The sequence below is a fragment of the Pseudomonas sp. NPDC087336 genome (assembly GCF_044744285.1).
In the GTDB taxonomy this organism is placed as follows: Bacteria; Pseudomonadota; Gammaproteobacteria; order Pseudomonadales; family Pseudomonadaceae; genus Aquipseudomonas.
This window is the reverse complement of the sequence record NZ_JBIUYA010000011.1, coordinates 175,463-195,114: the sequence shown is the minus strand read 5'-3', so window position 1 is coordinate 195,114 and position 19,652 is coordinate 175,463. Positions and strand designations below refer to the sequence as shown.

Here is a 19,652-nt window from a genome sequence, read left to right as displayed (position 1 = left end):
ACCACCTGATCCCATCCCGAACTCAGAAGTGAAACGATGCATCGCCGATGGTAGTGTGGGGTTTCCCCATGTGAGAGTAGGTCATCGTCAAGATTCAATTCCGAAACCCCTGTCTGCTTGCGCAGACAGGGGTTTTGTCGTTTTGGGCTTACGAAAAGAGCTTCAGCACATTGCTCATCGAGTAGCCGGTCACTCAATGTAAGACAGCACCGGGATGAATCGATGGAAGCCGGAAAGCTACTTACCATCGCCCAGACATGTGCGGCATCGGCGGGCACGGTAATGGGGGATAGGTGAAAAGCCTTTGGGGATGTTGTAAGCAGATTATGCGTGGATGATGAGCGACGAAATGTTGCGGCAAGTGAAGTCACCCTCAGGCCTGCCGCGGCCTTTGCTACGAGGTTTTTCTGTTCTTGGCTTCCGGACTGTCGAGGTACCGGGTGATGACCTCAACCCCACGATTGAGATGGTTGACCAGCAACCTCACCGATCCTTCGACATCCCGCGCCTCGGCGGCCCGCCACATGGCCCGGTGATCTTCTTGGGACAACTTGCCCAGGCCCATGGCTTCGAGATTGAAACGCAGGAAGCGCTCCTCTTCGTTCAGCCCGTCCTCCACCAGTTTCAGCAATCGGCGATTGGGTGCCTTGCTGTAGAGCGACATATGGAAGAGGCGATTGAGCCGGCCGATTTCGGTGTAGTCCTGCTCTGTCTCCAGCTGGTCGATATAGTGCGCAGCCTGTTCGAGATCCGCTGCTTCAAGCAACGGGACAGACAGACGCAGTGCTTCGGACTCCAGCAAAATCCGCAGGTCATAGGTTTCCACTGCGTCGCCTTGCACCAGCGGGGCGACCACGGCGCCTTTATGGGCGATCACGTTGAGCAATGATTGGGCTTCGAGTTGGCGCAAAGCTTCGCGCACAGGCATGCGGCTGACACCGAAGAGATCGGCCAGGTCTTGCTGGCGCAGAGCGAAGCCACACGGCAGGCGACCGTCGAGGATAGCCGAGCGCAAGGTTTTTTCGATAACCCCGCGCGCCAAGTGAGCCGCAATGGGACCGTTGACCTTGATGCTGCTGAGAGGGTTGGGTTTTTGTGTCACTACAACGCACCCTGAATGACTGAATTATTTTTGGATCCAACTGACACTAGTGACTGCCTGAAATCTTGTCAAACGATCAGCCCGGCGCCTATTTCCAGTTTAGCGCGCCATAGCTGATTTCACTGTGCCATTGTTTTTTGCCGTACGAACCTACACCATCAACCGACTTCCGACTGCCTACCCTGGATGCCTTGCATTGGCGGCACGTTTTTTCCCGATTCCACGGATGCTGCGCTGGCTGTCCTGCGCATTGCTGCTGGCCGGCGTGATGCTGGGTGGGCTGCATGCCGATTGGGATTTTTCCCTGATCAGTCGTCGGGCTCAGGCATTGTACGGACCTTTGGGCGCAGGCCAGCAGCGCATGGATGATTGGCAGCATTTGCTGGCCAGCCAGAAGCAGCTCGGCGAGGTGGACCAGTTGAACGAGGTCAACCGGTTCTTCAACAAGCAGGTGCGCTACGTCGAAGACGTCGATTTGTGGCAGCAGGTCGATTATTGGGAAACCCCAATCGAAGCCCTGTGGAAAGGTGCCGGCGACTGCGAAGATTACGCTATCGCCAAGTATTTCAGCCTGCGCCACCTTGGCGTTCCCAGCGACAAACTGCGCATCACCTACGTCAAGGCCCTGCGTCTGAACCGGGCGCACATGGTGTTGACCTACTATTCGAGTCCAGAAGCGATGCCGCTGGTCCTCGACAGCCTGATCGACACTATCCAGCCCGCCAGCCAACGAACGGATTTGCTTCCGGTCTACTCCTTCAATGCAGAAGGTTTGTACTTGCCTGGCGCCAAGGGCAACAAGAAGGTCGGTGACACCAAGCGTTTGTCCCGTTGGCAGGATGTGCTGAAAAAAATGCAGGCCGAAGGATTCCCTGTCGAGACGACTAAATAGGAGCACACCCACAGATGTCTTTGTTCAAACAGCTGTTGATCGCTATCTGTCTGTTCCTGGTGGTCGCCTTCACCGGCAGCTTCATGGTTAGCCTGGAAAGCTCGCGCACCCAGTACGTCAACCAGCTGCGTTCCCACGCCCAGGATGCGGCGACGGCGCTGGCGCTGTCACTGACGCCGAATATCGACGACTCGGCGATGACCGAGTTGCTGGTCAGCTCGATCTTTGACAGCGGTTATTACGCCAGCATCCGCGTGGTTGATATCTCCAGCGGCAAGACCCTGATCGAGCGTAGCGGCATCCCCGCCGATACCCGGGTGCCTGACTGGTTCGTCAAACTGATTGGCCTGGAGCCCGCCGGTGGCGATGCGTTAGTCAGTCGCGGCTGGGAACAGGCCGCACGGGTCGAGGTGGTCAGTCACCCGATGTTCGCACTGGCCAAGCTGTGGCAGAGCGCGTTGGGCAGCCTGGGGTGGTTGCTGATCTGTGGCGTGGTCAGCGCGATACTGGGTGCGCTGTTGCTGCGTCGGCAATTGAAGCCCCTCGATTATATGGTCCAGCAGTCCCACGCCATTGCCCGTCGCGAGTTTCTCAGCTTGCCGCAATTGCCGCGCACGCCGGAATTGCGTCGAGTGGTGCTGGCCATGAACCAGATGGTCGAGAAGCTCAAGGCGCTGTTTCAAGAACAGGCCGAACGCAGTGAAAAGCTGCGGGTCGAGTCCTATCAGGACAACCTGACCGGGTTGGCCAACCGGCGTTACTTCGAGATACAGCTCAATGCGAGGGTGAGCAACCCCGAGCAAGCCAGCTCCGGGTATTTGTTGCTGTTGCGCGTGCAGGATCTGGCCGGGCTGAACCAACGCCTGGGCGGCCAGCACACGGATGCGTTGCTCCAGGCGGTTGGCCAGCAGCTGTCCCGAGAGTGCGCCAGACACCCGGAAACAAACAACCTGGTCACTCGGATTCGAGGCGGTGAATTCGCGGTTCTGGCCCCGGGCCTGGTGCGTGAGGAAGCGGTGCAACTGGCGCAGCGCCTCGATGTAGCCCTGGCCAGTCTGCACGCAACCGGTGCTACTGACGTCGCTTGCGTAGCGGCGATCGGCCTGGCGCCGTTTATTCATGGCGATGCCCCGCAAGCCGTGCTCGGGCTGGCAGATCAGGCATTGGCGCAGGCAGAAGGCCAGGCCGATTCGAACTGGATCTGCCTGGATCACAGTGCCTTGGCCGGTGTCGGTGACGACCATCATGCCTGGCACAACCTGCTGGATCAGGCCTTGGCGCAGCGACGCTTCAAGCTGTTTTTCCAGCCCGTGGTGGCCAGCCAGGACACGCAGCTGGTACTGCACTACAAAGTGCTTTCCCGCCTGATCGACGACCAGGGCCAGAGCATCCCTGCCGGACGTTTCCTGCCTTGGCTGGAGCGGTTCGGCTGGGCGGCGCGACTGGATCAGTTGATGCTGGAGCTGGTATTGGAGCAGATGGGCACGCACGAAGCGTCACTGGCGCTGAACCTGTCGTCAGCCACCCTGCAAAACCCGCAAGCGTTGACTGCTTTCTTAGAGACACTGCGTTCGCACTCCAATCTGGGGCCGCGGCTGACCCTGGAAATCGGCGAAGAGCAATTGCCGGAACAAGCCATGCTCGAAGACCTGACGCGGCGTTTGCGTGCGCTCGGATTCTCGTTGAGCCTTCAGCATTTTGGTGGGCGCTTCAGCATCATCGGTAACCTGGCGCGGCTGGGGTTGGCGTACCTGAAGATCGACGGCAGCTACATCCGCGCGATTGATCAGGAGAACGACAAGCGTCTGTTCATCGAAGCAGTTCAGCGCGCCGCCCACAGTATCGATTTGCCGTTGATTGCCGAGCGGGTCGAGACCGAAGGGGAATTGACGGTGATTCGGGAGATGGGAGTGTATGGCGTTCAGGGGCGGTTGTTGGGTGAACCCAAGCCATGGGGTTAGGGCGTTGGGTTTGTGGCGTCAGTACAGTCAGGGAAGAATCAGATAAACCCTTCCTCATCATCCTCAACCAGCTGACTCAATCCGCCCAATGCCTCACGGGCCTGGCTGCGGTCCATGAGTTTGGCTTGTGCCGGCGCTGGCAGATCGGTGACGAGGATCACGCCCTTATTGATCAGTACGGCGATCAAGTCGTCGAGTACCCGGATCATTTCCAGGTCACTCTGGCGCAATTGCTTGAGCTGTTTGATCTGTTGCAGTTGTTTGTGGCTGGTGGCCATGACTTCATTGGCGAACCAGGCCTGGAGGTCTGGGTGGTCGGCCGGCAGCGTTTCCGTGGACTCGGCGTAAGCTTCGGTTTCCACGCGCATCAGGTGGCCGTCTGTATCGCGTTGCACGTAGAACATCGAACATCCCTCATGAAGTGAACAGCGTCTTGCTGTCAGCAGCATAGTCAACATCGCGCCGATAGAGGGTGCACAGCACATCGCTTGCACTAACAATCGTTGCGGGCGGGTCGTTGCCGGAGAGAGCATCGCCAAGTTGGAACTAAGACATTGATTTGGAACATATATATGTAAATTCCAAACAATGGCGCCTATAACGATAGTTCATATCGTCCGCGAATTGCTTTAAGAGATGGCAATACCGTTAGATTGCCGTCCATCTACTGAGGTGCCATCCGGTGCAAATCATGTGTGCCTTTCCCATTGCTTGCCGGATAATCCTGCGCCGCCGCCAAGCCGCGTATTTATTCGCCTGCGGCGCAGTTGAGTTGCCGGCATGAACCGGATGCGCCAAAGAAAAAATGCACTAATTCGTCAATTTTATGGCGATAAAAAAGGTTTTTTTAATCGCGATCAACTATTAAACTTGCGGGCGTTCAAAATGTTGACGATGCCATTGTGATGGCTAGTTTCGATGAGTTCTTGAGCTACGTGCTCCCCAATATGTGCCAGCGCCTCGGATAGTCCTTTATGAAACGTACAGACGATATATCGAACCTATTCAACAGGTTCGGGGCAAGTGCGGACAGCTATCTCGAGTTCGGTAGCCATTTCGAGTACAAGGAAAATCCGTTGGCGCTGGTGCCAACCGCTCCCGAGCGTGTGCCTGTCGTTGAAGTCGATCAACCGGTGCTCCAGCCGGGCGATCAGGCTCCTGCAGATTCCGCGCAGGGCGTCGAGGCACCCTTGGTGCTTGTAAATGCCCCGGCACCTGCTGCACCGCTTCGCCACTTGCTGGCCGAAGTCGCCTTGGCACGTCAGGCCGAAGCGCAAGCGCGCAACGCAGAGGCGCTGCGCCAGTCGCTGCCACAGGGGCGTCCGGCCAAGACCAGGGCTCATGTTATTGCGCTGGTATCGGCCAAGGGTGGCGTTGGCAAAAGTACGCTGGCCTCTGCGCTGGCCACGGCTTTGCGTTTAGAGGGGGGGCAGACCCTGGCCATCGACCTCGATCCGCAAAACGCCCTGCAACACCACTTGGGTGCGGAGCCAGACGTGGCGGGCATGGGTTGCGCCAGCCTCAAGGGTGAGAACTGGAAGTCATTGCTGTTGGCCGGCTCGGCCGGTTCGTTGCTGCTTCCTTTCGGTTCGCTGACTGAGGACGAGCTCCGCACCCTTGAACGCTATCTGGAAAACGACCGCTACTGGCTCGCCAGGCAACTGGCGACCATGGACCTCGGCGAAAATGACGTTGTGGTCCTCGATACGCCACCGGGCCGCACCTCTTATCTGACGCAGGCCTTGATGGTGGCGGATCAGGTGCTCGTCGTCGTGACGGCCGATGCGGCGTGTTTCGTTACGCTGGACCAGATGGAGCATTTACTGGCGGTGCGCGCGGCCCTCGGCCAGGCGTCGCCGTGCAATTACGTGATCAACCAGTTCGACAGCTCTCGCCTGTTCTGCAGCGATATGCTCGAAGTGCTCAAGCGTCGCTTGGGCTCTCGGCTGCTGGGCGTCGTGACGCTCGACCATGCCATTGGCGAAGCATTGGCGTATGGCCAAAACCCGCTGCTGACGGCCGAGTCGTCCCAGGCTTGCCACGACATGCTGATGCTCAGTGACAGGCTCAAGGCACAGCTGAAATCCATGGAAGCTGCAGAGTCCTGCGCCTCGTGACTAACACCTCAGCTCCAGGCACTGCCGACCAAACCCGCACACAGCGTTGGGCACAATCGATCTCCGACCGCCTGGACAGCTTGCCAGCGGCATTGCGTCGGACATTAAGCGTAATCGTGACGCTGCTTTGCGGCCTGTTGGCGCTGTTCATCATTACTGTGCCGTTCGAATTGTATTCGCAGTGCGCTTTCGCCCTCGGCTGCTTTATTGCAGCGATGGTGCTGCGCAAGATTCCCGGTCGCCTGACTGTGCTGATGCTCATCGGGCTGTCTTTGACAGCATCCCTGCGCTACGTGTACTGGCGACTCACCTCCACTCTCGGTTTCGAGGGCTGGGTCGACATGCTGTTCGGCTACGGCCTGGTCCTGGCCGAGTTGTACGCGATGATCGTGCTGGTGTTCGGTTATGTGCAAACCGCCTGGCCCTTGCGCCGCAAACCGGTACTGATGAGCGGGCCGCCGAGCGAATGGCCAACGGTCGATGTCTTCATCCCGTCATACAACGAAACCCTCGACATTGTGAAAGTCACCATTTTCGCGGCCCAGGCCATCGATTGGCCGCAGGACAAACTGCGTGTGCACGTACTGGACGATGGCCGCCGAGAAGACTTTCGCGAGTTCTGCGAACAGATCGGCGTGGGTTACATCGTTCGAGACAACAACCGTCACGCCAAGGCCGGCAATCTGAACGAAGCACTCAAGGTCACCAGTGGCGAGTTCGTGACGATTTTCGACGCGGACCACGTGCCGACCCGTTCATTCCTTCAGGTATGCGTAGGCTGGTTCATCAAGGACCCGAAGTTGGCGATGCTGCAAACGCCGCATTTCTTTTTCTCGCCCGACCCGTTTGAGAAAAACCTCAATACGTTCCGCTCCGTGCCGAACGAAGGCGAGTTGTTCTACGGCCTGGTGCAGGACGGCAACGACCTGTGGAACGCGACGTTTTTCTGCGGCTCCTGTGCCGTGATCCGTCGTGCACCGTTGCTGGAAATCGGTGGCGTTGCGGTCGAGACCGTGACCGAAGACGCCCACACCGCGCTCAAACTGAACCGCGCCGGCTACAACACGGCGTACCTGGCCATTCCCCAAGCGGCGGGCCTGGCGACGGAAAGCCTGTCGCGGCACATCAGCCAGCGGATTCGCTGGGCACGTGGCATGGCGCAGATATTCCGCACGGACAACCCCCTGTTCGGCAAAGGTCTGAACCTGGGTCAGCGCCTGTGCTACCTGAACGCGATGCTGCACTTTTTCTACGGATTGCCGCGTTTGGCCTTTCTCACCGCGCCGCTGGCGTTCCTTTTTTTCGATGCGCAGATTTTCCACGCCTCGGCGCTGATGATCACCGCTTATGTATTGCCGCACATTCTTCACGCCAGCCTGACCAACTCCAGCATCCAGGGGCGGTTCCGTCACTCGTTCTGGAACGAGGTCTACGAGACGGTATTGGCCTGGTACATCATGGGCCCGGTGCTGATGGCGCTGGTCAACCCCAAGTTCGGTGGCTTCAACGTGACCGACAAGGGTGGCGTGATCGACAAGAAATATTTTGAGTGGAAATTGGCACGACCGTACATCGTACTGCTGATCTTGAACGTTGCCGGCCTGATTTATGGCGTGGTGCGGCTGATGGAGGGTGCCGAGGGCGCCACTACCACGATCCTGATCAACCTGGCGTGGACCGTCTACAACCTCATCATCACCAGTGCCTCGGTGGCGGTGGCCAGTGAAACCCGCCAGGTGCGTTCCGAACCACGGGTGGCGGCGGCCCTGCCGATGCGCCTGACTCGTGCCGATGGCACCATGATCGAAGGCGTGACCCAGGACTTCTCGCAAAAAGGCCTGGGGTTCCGTTTGCCGGAAGGCATCGAGATTCCCAAGGGCGAGCGGGTACAGATTTCGCTGTTCCGCAATCAACAGCTGAGTGTGTTCCCGGCCGTCATTGTGTTCAGTCGCGAGGGGTTGTTGGGTGCGCAGTTCGACCAGTTGACCTTGCGCCAGCAAAGCGAGCTGATTCGCCTGACTTTCTCCCGCGCCGACACCTGGGCATCGACCTGGGGCAATGGCCAGGTCGATACACCGTTGGCCGCCTTGCGTGATGTCAGCGGCATTGGTCTTCGCGGTATCTTCGAACTCTTCAAAGCAACGGTCATGGAAGTGCGGAACCTGTTCCGTCGTCGCCACGTCTCCCCGTCCACCCTGGAAAACGTTTTGGACAAGTGATGAACTTGAAGTCTTTCACTTTCGGTAACCTGCGCAAGCCTCACCGCGCCCTGGTACGCATGACGTGCGCCTTGCTGGCAATGGGTGGTGGCGCAGCGGCATTCGCCGAAACCGCGCCGGTGCCAGGCGCCAACAGCTACAGCGTGACGCTCAAGCAACTGGGCCGCAATTATCCGATGAGCCTGCGCGGCGTGGAGTCCACCGATAGCGTCAACTTCGATGTGCGCGCCGATTCCATCGTGACCGGCGCCAGGCTGAAGTTGCAGTACACCTATTCGCCGGCATTGCTGGCCGAGCTGTCGCAGATCAACGTCATCGTCAACGATGAAGTGGCCGCGAGCCTGCCATTGCCCAAGGAAAACGCCGGGCAATTGCAAACCCACGAGGTCAGCATTCCGCCGCAGCTGATCACCGAGTTCAATCGCTTGAGCCTGCAATTCGTCGGTCACTACACCATGAGTTGCGAAGACCCGACGCACTCCAGCCTGTGGGCGAAAATCAGCAACGCCACCGAGTTGAGCATTGAGGTGTCGCCGCTGGCGCTGCCGAACGATTTGTCGATCATGCCGCTGCCGTTCTTCGATCGCCGCGATGCGCGCACCTTGGGCCTGCCGTTCGTGTTCGCCACCGCGCCTGACAACACCACCCTGGAAGCGGCCGGTGCCCTGTCATCGTGGTTCGGTGCCCAGGCCAGTTATCGCGGTGCGAAGTTCTCTACGCACATCAACCAGATCCCCGCCCACGGCAACGCTGTGTTGCTGCTCAGCGGTCCAGAAGCGCTGCAAATCGACGGTTTGAGCCTGCCGGCGGCCAAGGGCCCGACCCTGAGCGTGATGACCAACCCCAACGACGCCAATGGCAAGTTGCTGGTGATCAGCGGTCGCGACGCTGCCGAACTGAAGACGGCCACCACCGCATTGGTGCTGGGCAGTCAGGCCCTGTCGGGCAGCAGCGTGGTGATCGAGCGACTCGATACCGTGCAACCGCGCAAGCCTTACGATGCCCCGAACTGGCTGCCGAGCGATCGTCCGGTCAAACTTGGCGAGCTGCTGCCGGCCAAGCAATTCAACGTGTCGGGCTACAACCCGGGCGACATCACCGTGCCGCTGAATTTTCCGCCAGACCTGTTTACCTGGCGTGATGAAGGGGCGCCGCTGAACCTGAAATACCGCTACACACCGCAGGAAAAGTCGAGCAACTCGTCGTTCATCGTCAGCTTCAACGATGGCTTGATCCAGTCGCAGAACCTGCTGCCTCAGGACAAGCTCGAAAGCAGCGTATTGAAAGCCCTGAAGATCAACGACGACACGCTGAACCGCGAAACCCGCATGCGCCTGCCATTGAACTCGGTGGCCCTGCAATCGCGCCTGCAACTGCGCTTCATGTTCGACTATATCAAGCAGGGCGAATGTGGCGACATCATCATCGACAACATGCGCGGCAGCGTCGATCCGGAATCGACCCTGGACCTGAGCGGCTACGACCACTTCATGGCCATGCCGAACCTCGGCGTGTTCAAGGATGCGGGCTTCCCGTTCACTCGTCTGGCTGACCTTTCGCAGACCGCCGTGGTGCTGCCGGACAACGCTGGCGCTGCCGAGCTGGATGCCTACCTGACCGTGCTCGGCCGCTTCGGCCAGTCCACCGGATACCCGGCCACTGGTGTGCTGGTGATGCAGGCGGCGCAGGTCCAGGCGGCGACGGATAAAGACTTGCTGGTGTTTGCTGCCGGCAACAACCAGCCATTGCTGACCCAGTGGGCCGATCGCCTGCCGGCTGCCGATATCGGCGACCAGCAAAGCTTCAACCTGTCTGACCTGCCGATGCGCGTTCGGGACTGGTTCAGCCCCGATCCTGAGGCGAACCAGCGCAAGGCTCGCCTGGCCATGGCCTTCTCCGGTGGTGCGCGCAGTACGTACCTGACCGGTTTCGAATCGCCGCTCAAAAGCGGTCGCAGCGTAGTGGTGATCGCCAGCGGCCAGCCGCAAGGCCTGGCTGATGCAACCAATGCCTTGATCGGTGGCGAAGACTACACCCAATCAATCCAGGGCAGTCTGGTGGTGGTGCGCGGCAAAACCATCGAGCCGCTGGTGGCGGATGAGCAGTATTACGTTGGCGAACTGGGCCCGTTCAAACGCCTGGAATGGATGCTGTCGCGCCACGTCGGTCTGACGTTGCTGCTGACCGGCCTGGGTGTGGTGCTGCTCAGCTGCCTGGCCTATTTGTCGCTGCGTTCCCGTGCCAAACAGCGGTTGGGCAACTGAGATCGCCATGAAAAACCACGGGACACACGGATGCAATTTTGCCCCCGAGCGCCGCTGGCGCCGGGCCGTACTTTGGCTGGCCGGCACACTGACGACCTTGAGCCTGACACCGGCCATGGCTGACCAGGCGGCGTGCAAAAGCGTCGACTGGCCGCTATGGCAAACCTACGCCACGCGTTTCGTGCAAAACGACGGTCGCATGCTGGAGTCCAGCGTCGAAGCCAATCACAGCACCTCCGAAGGTCAGTCTTACGGCATGCTGTTTGCGTTGATCGGCAACGACCGTGAGCGTTTCGATGCGCTATGGAAATGGACCGCTGCCAACATGGCCGGTGCCGATGTCGGCAATCGTCTACCGGGCTGGCTGTGGGGACAGGGCAAGGACGGTAAATGGCAATTGCAGGACGCCAACTCGGCGTCCGATTCGGACCTGTGGATCGCCTACTCGCTGCTCGAAGCGGCGCGGCTGTGGCAGCGTCCGGACTACCGAGAAGATGCCCTGCGCCTGCTTAAGAACATCGAAACCCGGTTGGTGGTGAGCCTGCCCGGCCTGGGCAAAATGGTCCTGCCAGGGCCCGAAGGCTTCACCCAGCCCGATCACCTGTGGCGCCTGAACCCGAGTTATCTGCCATTGCCGCTGCTGCGTCGGCTGGCCAAAGAAGCGCCCACCGGCCCGTGGAAAGAGATCGCCGAAAACACCGTGAAAATGGTCAGCGCTTCCAGCCCGAAAGGTTATGTGGCGGACTGGATCGGTTATCGCGCGACCGCGCCCAAGGCCGGCCTGTTCGTGGTCGATCCGGTCAAGGGTGAGCTGGGCAGTTATGACGCGATTCGCGTCTATCTGTGGGCCGGCATGACGCCCAGATCCGACCCGCTGGCTGCGCCGCTGCTGGCACGCCTGGACGGCATGTCGAACAGCACCGCGTCCACCGGCATTCCACCGGAAAAGGTTCAGGTCATCAGCGGCGCGCTCGAAGGGCAGGGCCCGTTCGGGTACTCTGCTGCGCTGATTCCCTACTTCCAGGCCAAGGGGCAACCCTGGCTGGCCGAGCAGCAGCAGCGTCGGGCCGAAACGGCCTTGAACGCGGCGCTGGCTAAAGCGGATGGCGAACGTGCCGAACCGCTGTACTACAACGCGATGCTTAGTCTGTTCGCACTGGGCTGGGCTGAAAAACGCTATCAGTTTCGTGATGACGGAACGCTCAAACTGACTTGGGAGACGTCATGCACCCGCGCCGTCACACGCTAGCCATCGGTATTCTCGCCGCGCTTATCGGTACCGCTGCCCACGCCGAAACCAACGAAGCGCAAACGCGTCTGGTGGAGCAGGGCCAATACTGGCAGAGCCGGGATAACGCAGCGCGTGCGGCAGAAGCCTGGGAAAAGGTACTGCGTCTGGACCCCAACCAGATCGATGCGCTGTACGGCATGGGGCTGATCGGCGTCAAACAGGACAAACCGCAACAGGCGCAACAGTATCTGGCGCGCTTGCAGGCATTGTCGCCACGCCCCTGGCAGGCGGCGCAACTGGAGCAGGACATCGCCCTGACCGACCCGCAGAACATTGCCCTGCTGGATGAGGCACGGCGCCTGGCCGACGGCGACCAGCGTGACAAAGCCACCGACGTGTTCCGCCAGCTGTTTGCCGGGCGCACGCCTGAAGGCAAGATCGGTCGCGAGTTCTACACCAACCTGGCGTTCAATGACGCCGACTGGCCCGAGGCGCGCAAAGGCCTTGAGCGCTTGCTGCGCGAAACACCGAACGACTCGATTGTCGCGCTGTTCCTTGCCAAGCACCTGGTGCGCCACGAAGACAGCCGCCCGGAAGGCATCAGGGCACTGGCCAAACTGTCGACCCGTGCCGACATTGCCGGTGACGCCGATGAGAGCTGGCGCCTGGCGCTGGTGTGGATGGGGCCGCCGAACGCTTCGCAAGTGTCATTGTTCGATGACTTCCTGAAAGTGCATCCCGACGACCAGGAAATCCGTGATCTGCTCAACAAAGGCAAGTCGCAGTCGACCACCGCCGGTGCACCGGCATGGCAGCAGGATCCGTTGGTGGCGCGTGGACTGCAAGCGCTGGAGAGGGGCGATCAATCTGGCGCCGAACAGGCATTTGCCGCCCGCCTGAAAACCAAACCCGACGACGCCGATGCCCTCGGTGGCCTCGGCGTGGTGCGACAGCAACAAAACCGTTTCGGCGAAGCCGAGCAACTGCTCAATCGCGCCATCGCCAATGGCGGCACACGCTGGAAGCCGGCGCTGGACAACGTGCGCTATTGGGCATTGCTGCAACAGGCCCGCGACCAGGCCAGGACGCAGCCGGCCAAGGCGCAAGAGAGCATTGCCCAGGCCATGCGCTTGAATCCGAAAGGTATCGACGCGCGTCTGGCCCTGGCCGACATTCAGGCCCAGGCCGGGCAACTGGACGCCGCCCAGGCCAACTATCGTCAGGTGCTGAGCGTGCAGCGCGGCAACCCTCAGGCCGTGCAGGGGCTGGTCAATGTGCTGGCGCAAACCGGTCAGGCCGATGAAGCGCTGCGCCTGCTCGACACCTTGACTGCGGCCCAGCAGGCCGAAATGGGCGGCGGCGCTCGTCTGCGGGCCTTGCGCTCCACGCAAGCGGCCAAACTCGCCGAACAGCGCGGTGATAACCGCGCTGCACAGCAAGCCCTGGCGCAAGCGGTGCAAGACGACCCGGATAACGTCTGGACCCGTTTCGATCTGTCGCGTCTGTACCTCAAGGCCGGCGAACCGCAAAAGGCTCGGGACCTGATCGACAGCTATCTGAAAACCTATCCGACCCACATCGATGCGCTGTACACCAGCGCCTTGCTCTCGGTGGAGATGGAGCAGTGGAACGCCGCGCAAGCGACCATCAGCCGCATTCCGGCCGAACGTCGTACAGCGGACATGAATCAGTTGGCTGACCAGATCACCCTAACGGTGCAAATCAAACTGGCGGCGAGCATCGCCAAGCGTGGCCAGCGTCAGGAAGCCCTGGCCTTGCTCGACCGCTTGCAAGCGGTGGCCAGCCGTAGCCCTGACGGCATGGCGACCCTGGCCGCAGCCTATGTGGACGCCGGTGATTCGGCACATGCGCAACAGATGATGCGCGACGTCATTGCCCAGACGCCGACGCCGTCCGCGGACCTGATGTTGCAATACGCCAACCTGCTGCTCAAGACTGGCGATGATGCACAGGTCAACTCGATCCTGCGCGGCTTGCAAAACCAGCCAATGAGCGTGGCCACGCGCAAACGCTTTGATGACGTGCTGTATCAGTACCGCATTCGCCAGGCCGATATCCTGCGCGAAAATGGCGACCTGGCCGCAGCCTATGACACCCTGGCGCCTGCCCTGGCTTCGCGCCCGGGGGATGCGGGTGCTGTCTCGGCACTGGCGCGCATGTACACCAGCAATGGCGACAATGCCAAGGCGTTTGAACTGTACAAGCCGTTGTTGCAGCGTCAACCCAACGATCCGCAGATTTTGCTCAATGCCGCCGATGCGGCGGTTCAGGCCCACGACAACGGCTACGCCGATCGGGCGCTGGAACAGTTCCTCAAACTGGAAACCTACGATCCGCAATCGCTGACCGAGGCCGCGCGGATCTACCGCAGCATGGGCAAGTCCAGTCAGGCCACCGAGCTGCTGCGCAAGGCGGTTGCCATTGAGCAGAACGAACAGAAACGTAGCCTGACGGCCCAGGCCAACAGCCTCAGCGTCGCGCCGAATCCCTTTGTGGGTTTGCCGGGCCAGCGCAATCAAGTGAGCCGCGTACCGGTGGATAGCATTCCGGCACCGGCCCAGGCGCAGCTTGAAGCCGCCACGCCGGTCATGGCTGCCAGCAATGAAGCACTGCCGGCCGATGCCTATCCGGGGCAAGCCCAGCCACGCATGGCAGCGCCGAGTGCGGGGCGCCAGGCGTTGCCGGCGGGGCGTTTTGCCGACGCCGGCGGTAATCCGTTCGCGCCGCAGGGCACGGTCAACGTTGCGGTGGATCAAGCCAGTTCCGCCCAGCGTGCGCTCGACAATATCCTGCAGGAGCGCAGTGGTTATGTGACCCAGGGCGTAACCATTCGCAGCAACGACAGCGAGTCGGGGCTGAGCAAAATGACCGATGTTGAAACGCCGCTGGAGATCAACGTCCCGGCTGGAGAGAACCGCTACGCCGTGCGTGTGACCCCGGTGTCGCTGAATGCCGGCAGTGTCGACAGCGACTCGGCCTCCCGTTTCGGCGGTGGATCAACCGCCGATGGCGCCGGTTCCCAGCGTGATAAAGGCGTTGGCTTGAGCGTGGCCTATGCCCGCCCGGATGAAGGCATCAAGGCCGATATCGGCACCACGCCAATCGGCTTCAAGTACAGCACCGCAGCCGGTGGCGTGAGTGTGGATCGGCCGTTCGCCGACAACTCCAACGTGCGTTATGGCGTCAACGTGTCGCGACGTCCGGTGACGGACAGCGTGACCTCGTTCGCCGGTACCACTGACGAGCGCACCGGCCAATCGTGGGGCGGCGTGACGGCCAACGGCGCCCGCGCTCAGCTCAGCTATGACGATCAACAGGTCGGCTCCTACGGTTACGGTTCGTGGCACAAGTTGCTCGGCCACAACGTCGAATCCAACAGTCGCACTGAACTGGGCGGCGGCGTGTATTGGTATCTGCACAACGCCGAAGACAGCAAGCTTACGCTCGGCCTGAGTGCCACCGGCCTGAGCTTCGAGAACAACCAGGACTTCTTCACCTACGGCCATGGCGGTTACTTCAGCCCGCAAAGCTACTTCGCCTTGGGCGTGCCAGTGACCTGGGCGCAGCGCGGCGACCGGTTCTCGTATCAGGTCAAAGGTTCGGTGGGCGTGCAGTACTTCGACCAGGACTCGGCGGATTACTTCCCGAACGACAAAGACCTGCAGGCCGCCAACAATCAGCGCTACAAAGGCCAGAACAAGACCGGCGTGGGCTACAGCCTCAGTGGTGCCGGCGAATACAAATTCGGTTCGAACTTCTTCCTCGGCGGCAATCTCGGCCTGGACAATGCTCAGGACTACAAGCAATTCACGGGGGCCATGTACCTGCGTTACATGTTCGAAGACATGAACGGCGCGATGGAATTGCCGGTCAGCCCCTACCGTTCCCCTTATGCAAACTGATTCCTGGAGACTTAAATGCCTTCTTCCGTTCTCGCCGGTATGACCCTTCTCGTACTCGGGGAAAGCCACATGAGTCTGGCGGACCACTTGATGGAGCCGCTGCAAGCCAACCTGACCCAACAGGGCGCGATCGTGCATTCGATCGGCGCATGCGGCGCCAGTGCCGGCGACTGGCTGATCACCAAGAAAGTCGATTGTGGGGCCGAGCAGAAAGGTGACGGCAAGATCGTCATCAAGGGCCGCGAAGCCACCACCACGCCGATCAAGGATCTGATCGCCGCCGACAAGCCGGACCTGGTCGTGCTGGTCATCGGCGACACCATGGCGTCCTACGACAAACCGGTGTTCCCCAAAGCCTGGGCCTGGCAGAACGTGACCGCCCTGGCCAAGGAAATCACCGCCAACGGCGCCAAGTGCGCGTGGGTCGGCCCGGCGTGGGGCAAGGAAGGCGGCATGTACAAAAAGAACGACACGCGCACCAAGCTGATGTCGGCGTTCCTGGCGAGCAACGTGGCGCCTTGCACCTACATCGATTCGCTGACTTTCTCCAAACCGGGCGAGTGGGTCACCACCGACGGCCAGCACTTCACTGTGGCGGGGTACAAATCCTGGGCCAACGCCATCGGTGGCGCATTGGCGAAACTGCCGGCCGACGCGGTCAGCAACAAGGGAGCCAAGCAGTGATGCGTGTCCTGTCTGCGGTGTGCGCCGTGGCGGCGCTGTTTTCCAGCGTGAACGCTCTGGCGGCCGAGTTTGCCCTGTACCCCACCGGCCCCAGCGAAGACGCGGCGTTCATCCGTTTCGTCAACGCCGGCAGCGCGCCGCTGGACGTGATCGCCCAGGCCGGTCAACCACCGATGCGCTTGGAAGCGGCCAAACCAGTGTCGCTGTTTTTCCCGGTGCAATCGAGCAGCCCGGTCAAGGGCACCCTGGTCAGTGGCGCGCAGAACCTGGCCATGGACATGAAGATCGAGCCCGGTGAATTCGCCACCGTGGTGGCGTTGCCGGACGGCAATGGCATCAAGCAAGTCGCCGTGCGCGAGCAGCCGGATGACTTCAACGGCCTGAAAGCCTCGCTGGCGTTCTTCAACGTCGATGCCGCGTGTGCCGATGCGAGCCTGCGTCCTGCCGGGCGTAACGCCGACCTGTTCAAGGCCGTGCCGGTCGACAGCGTCCAGCGTCGTTCGATCAACCCGGTGAGCCTGTCGGTGCAACTGGTGTGCGCGAACGCCAATGTCGGCGCGCCGCTGGACCTGGGCGAGCTGAAAGCGGGCGAGCGTTACAGCGTGCTGCTGGTGCCTTCGGCCACTGGCCCGCGCCTTCTGAACGCCACCGACACTCTGTCCCACTGACCGGATTCTGCCGCTGCCATGGTCTTCGCCTCACTCGAGTTCCTGACGCTGTTTCTGCCAGCGTTTCTGCTGGTATATGCCCTGGCCAGACCGGCCTGGCGCAACGTCATCCTGCTGATCGGCAGCTGGCTGTTTTATGGCTGGCTGAGCCCGCTGTTCCTCAGTCTGCACGTGGTCTTGACCATCGTCGCCTGGGTCGGCGGACTGCTGGTAGATCGTGCCCGCGAGGGTTCGAAAGGGCGGGTGAGGTTGTTGATTGCGCTGATCGTGTTCAACACGGCAGTGCTGTGCTGGTACAAGTACGCCAACATCCTGGCCGGAACCTGGAGTGACCTGATCACCTACTACGGCGCCATGCCGCTGGAATGGCAGCGGGTGGCGTTGCCGGCGGGGCTGTCATTCATCGTGTTGCAGGCGATCTCTTACCTGGTGGACGTGCATCGCCACACGGTGCCGGTGGAGCGCAGCTTCATCAATTACGCGACCTACATTTCGATGTTCGGCCACTCGATTGCCGGGCCGATCATTCGTTATGACTGGGTACGCCGTGAACTGACCCAGCGCTATTTCAATTGGCAGAATTTTTCTCTGGGCGCGCGCCGTTTCATGATCGGCATGTGCATGAAAGTGCTGGTGGCCGATACCCTTTCGCCGCTGGTGGACGTCGCTTTCCATCTGGAAAACCCGTCCTTCGTCGACGCCTGGATCGGCTGCCTGGCCTACTCGCTGCAACTGTTTTTCGACTTCGCCGGTTACAGCGCCATGGCCATCGGCCTGGGCCTGATGCTGGGCTTTCACTTCCCGGAAAACTTCAACCGGCCGTACCTGGCCAGCAGCATCCAGGACTTCTGGCGGCGCTGGCATTTGTCGCTGTCGAGCTGGTTGCGCGACTACTTGTACATCGCCCTTGGCGGCAACCGTAACGGTGCATGGAAGACCTATCGCAACCTGTTCCTGACCATGGCGATCGCCGGCCTGTGGCATGGCGGCGACAGCTGGAATTACCTGTTGTGGGGTTCGGCGCACGGCATCGCCTTGTGCGTCGATCGTTTGTGGTCGCGCTCCAGTCTGCCGAGCGTTCCGCCACTGCTGTCGCACACATTGACGCTGCTGTTCGTATTCCTGGCGTGGACCTTGTTCCGTGCTCCGGATTTCCATAGCGCAATGACAATGTATGCCGGGCAGTTCGGCCTGCATGGGTTTGCATTGGGTGATGCGCTGGCGGTGACGCTGCGTCCAGTCCACGGCATCGCGGCGCTGCTCGGCGTGTTGTACATCCTTGCGCCCGTGCTGCAGAGCCGCTATGAGCAGCGGCTTGTCGGCCATGCGTTGTTTGCACCGATGCTGGGTTTCCTGCTCGCGTTCGCCTTGGTCGCGAGTCGTGAATCGGTGCCCTTCCTGTACTTCCAGTTCTGATGACCGCGCCCATGACTTCCTTGTCCCACGTACCGGCTCAATCCAGCGAAGTGACGACCCCTGTCAGCAAAGCATCGGGTGTCTTTTTCGTGGCTTTTCTGGCGATCGGTTTCGTCTCCTGCGTCTGGCTGCTGTTGAGCGGCAAAGTCGAGATGCTGCCACCCAAGCTGAGCATCGACGATGCACTGCATGGCGAGGTAACCCACAAGGTCGCCAAGCAGCTGTCGAAGGCCGCGGTGCCTGAACAGGCTGCAGACCTGGAACGTGGCGCCAGTTGGTTGCTGCTGCACGATACCGGGCCGCGGGTGCGTTCCGGCTGCCCGGGCTGGCTGTTCCTGACCGACGAACTGCGCATCAACCGTCACGCTCAAGCCAATGCCCAGACCAAGGCCGGGGTGGTGCGCAAGGTTCAGCAGCGCCTGGCCAAGCGCGGGATTACGCTGCTGGTGGCGGTGGTGCCGGACAAGAGTCGTATCGCCAGTGCGCAGTTGTGCGACCTGCGTCGTCCGTTGCAATTGCAACAGCGTGCGGTGGATTGGGTCGATGGCTTGAACAAGGCCGGTGTCGCCGCGATCGATCTTGCGCCGACCTTGCAACCCCTGGGCGCCGATGCCTATCTGCGCACCGATACCCACTGGAGCGAAACCGGTTCTGCGGCGGCAGCCAAGGCTGTGGCCAAACACGTTCAAGCCATGGGCATCAGCGCGACGCCACATAAAGACTTCGATGTGAAGGTCCAGGACCCGGCCCGCCGTCCTGGCGACCTGGTGCGATTGGCAGGGCTGGAATGGTTGCCGGTGACCTGGCAACCGCAGCCGGAAACTGTCGCCGCCACTCAGATCAGCGAGAAAGCTGCCCAGGTGCAAAGCGGCGGCGATAACCTCGACGACCTGTTCGGCGATGACAATTTGCCGAACGTGGCGCTGATCGGCACCTCGTTTTCGCGCAATTCCAACTTTGCCGGTTTCCTGCAACTGGCCCTGGGCGCTCCGATTGGCAACTTCGGCAAGGACGGTGGTGAATTCTCCCGCGGCGCTAATGGTTACTTCGATAATCCAGCGTTCAAGCAGACGCCGCCGAAGCTGGTGATCTGGGAGATTCCCGAGCGGGATTTGCAGACGCCCTACAGTGAAGTCATCGACTGGGCCAAATAAAAGGGTGGGGCTGATGGCCTC

At 60.8% G+C, this 19,652-nt stretch carries 13 protein-coding genes and 1 rRNA gene; 12 read left to right on the top strand and 2 right to left on the bottom strand.

Features of this window, described 5'->3' with window-relative positions; genetic code table 11:
- Positions 1-93 (top strand): 5S ribosomal RNA (gene rrf / locus ACIO0C_RS13915); the annotation flags it as partial.
- Positions 94-394: 301 nt separating this feature from the next.
- Here rrf and ACIO0C_RS13910 read toward each other — a convergent pair.
- Positions 395-1,102, bottom strand: a complete 708-nt coding sequence (locus tag ACIO0C_RS13910; protein WP_401312810.1) for a GntR family transcriptional regulator — start codon at positions 1,100-1,102, stop codon at positions 395-397.
- Between the two features lie 196 nt (positions 1,103-1,298).
- On the opposite strand from ACIO0C_RS13910, the gene lapG reads away from it, so the two are divergent.
- Positions 1,299-1,994 (top strand): cysteine protease LapG, encoded by a 696-nt coding sequence (gene lapG, locus ACIO0C_RS13905; protein WP_401312807.1) that lies wholly within the window; start codon positions 1,299-1,301, stop codon positions 1,992-1,994.
- A 14-nt stretch (positions 1,995-2,008) separates the two neighbouring features.
- Positions 2,009-3,955, top strand: coding sequence for a cyclic di-GMP receptor LapD (gene lapD, locus ACIO0C_RS13900; protein ID WP_401312804.1), 1,947 nt, complete (start codon positions 2,009-2,011; stop codon positions 3,953-3,955).
- Between the two features lie 38 nt (positions 3,956-3,993).
- Here the strand turns inward: lapD and ACIO0C_RS13895 are convergent, their stop codons facing one another.
- Positions 3,994-4,359 carry a tryptophan synthase subunit beta gene (locus tag ACIO0C_RS13895; protein ID WP_401312802.1) on the bottom strand — a complete coding sequence of 122 codons (366 nt, stop codon included), beginning with the start codon at positions 4,357-4,359 and terminating at the stop codon, positions 3,994-3,996.
- Positions 4,360-4,929: 570 nt separating this feature from the next.
- Between ACIO0C_RS13895 and bcsQ the strand changes: the two genes are divergently transcribed.
- The 9 genes from bcsQ to ACIO0C_RS13850 are packed head-to-tail and all read left to right on the top strand — an operon-like array spanning position 4,930 to position 19,631.
- A complete protein-coding gene (gene bcsQ, locus ACIO0C_RS13890) occupies positions 4,930-6,072 on the top strand; it encodes a cellulose biosynthesis protein BcsQ (RefSeq protein ID WP_401312800.1) in 1,143 nt (380 codons plus the stop codon).
- Entirely contained in the window at positions 6,069-8,291 is a 2,223-nt protein-coding gene (gene bcsA / locus ACIO0C_RS13885) for a UDP-forming cellulose synthase catalytic subunit (RefSeq protein WP_401312798.1), read from the top strand. The genes bcsQ and bcsA overlap by 4 nt, the downstream gene beginning before the upstream one ends.
- Positions 8,291-10,555: a cellulose biosynthesis cyclic di-GMP-binding regulatory protein BcsB gene (bcsB, locus tag ACIO0C_RS13880; protein WP_401312795.1), complete on the top strand. Its 2,265-nt coding sequence runs from the start codon at positions 8,291-8,293 to the stop codon at positions 10,553-10,555. The genes bcsA and bcsB overlap by 1 nt, the downstream gene beginning before the upstream one ends.
- A 7-nt stretch (positions 10,556-10,562) precedes the next feature.
- Positions 10,563-11,804 (top strand): cellulose synthase complex periplasmic endoglucanase BcsZ, encoded by a 1,242-nt coding sequence (bcsZ, locus tag ACIO0C_RS13875; RefSeq protein ID WP_401312792.1) that lies wholly within the window; start codon positions 10,563-10,565, stop codon positions 11,802-11,804.
- Positions 11,780-15,709, top strand: a complete 3,930-nt coding sequence (locus tag ACIO0C_RS13870) for a cellulose synthase subunit BcsC-related outer membrane protein (RefSeq protein ID WP_401312790.1) — start codon at positions 11,780-11,782, stop codon at positions 15,707-15,709. Before bcsZ ends, ACIO0C_RS13870 begins: the two co-directional genes overlap by 25 nt.
- A gap of 15 nt (positions 15,710-15,724) precedes the next feature.
- Complete coding sequence (locus ACIO0C_RS13865) at positions 15,725-16,393, top strand: SGNH/GDSL hydrolase family protein (RefSeq protein ID WP_077186205.1); 669 nt, start codon at positions 15,725-15,727, stop codon at positions 16,391-16,393.
- A complete protein-coding gene (locus ACIO0C_RS13860) occupies positions 16,393-17,061 on the top strand; it encodes an alginate O-acetyltransferase AlgF (protein ID WP_401312787.1) in 669 nt (222 codons plus the stop codon). Before ACIO0C_RS13865 ends, ACIO0C_RS13860 begins: the two co-directional genes overlap by 1 nt.
- 18 nt (positions 17,062-17,079) lie before the next feature.
- Positions 17,080-18,477, top strand: a complete 1,398-nt coding sequence (locus tag ACIO0C_RS13855; RefSeq protein WP_401312784.1) for an MBOAT family O-acyltransferase — start codon at positions 17,080-17,082, stop codon at positions 18,475-18,477.
- A gap of 11 nt (positions 18,478-18,488) precedes the next feature.
- Complete coding sequence (locus tag ACIO0C_RS13850) at positions 18,489-19,631, top strand: cell division protein FtsQ (protein ID WP_401312782.1); 1,143 nt, start codon at positions 18,489-18,491, stop codon at positions 19,629-19,631.
- Positions 19,632-19,652: the final 21 nt, after the last annotated feature.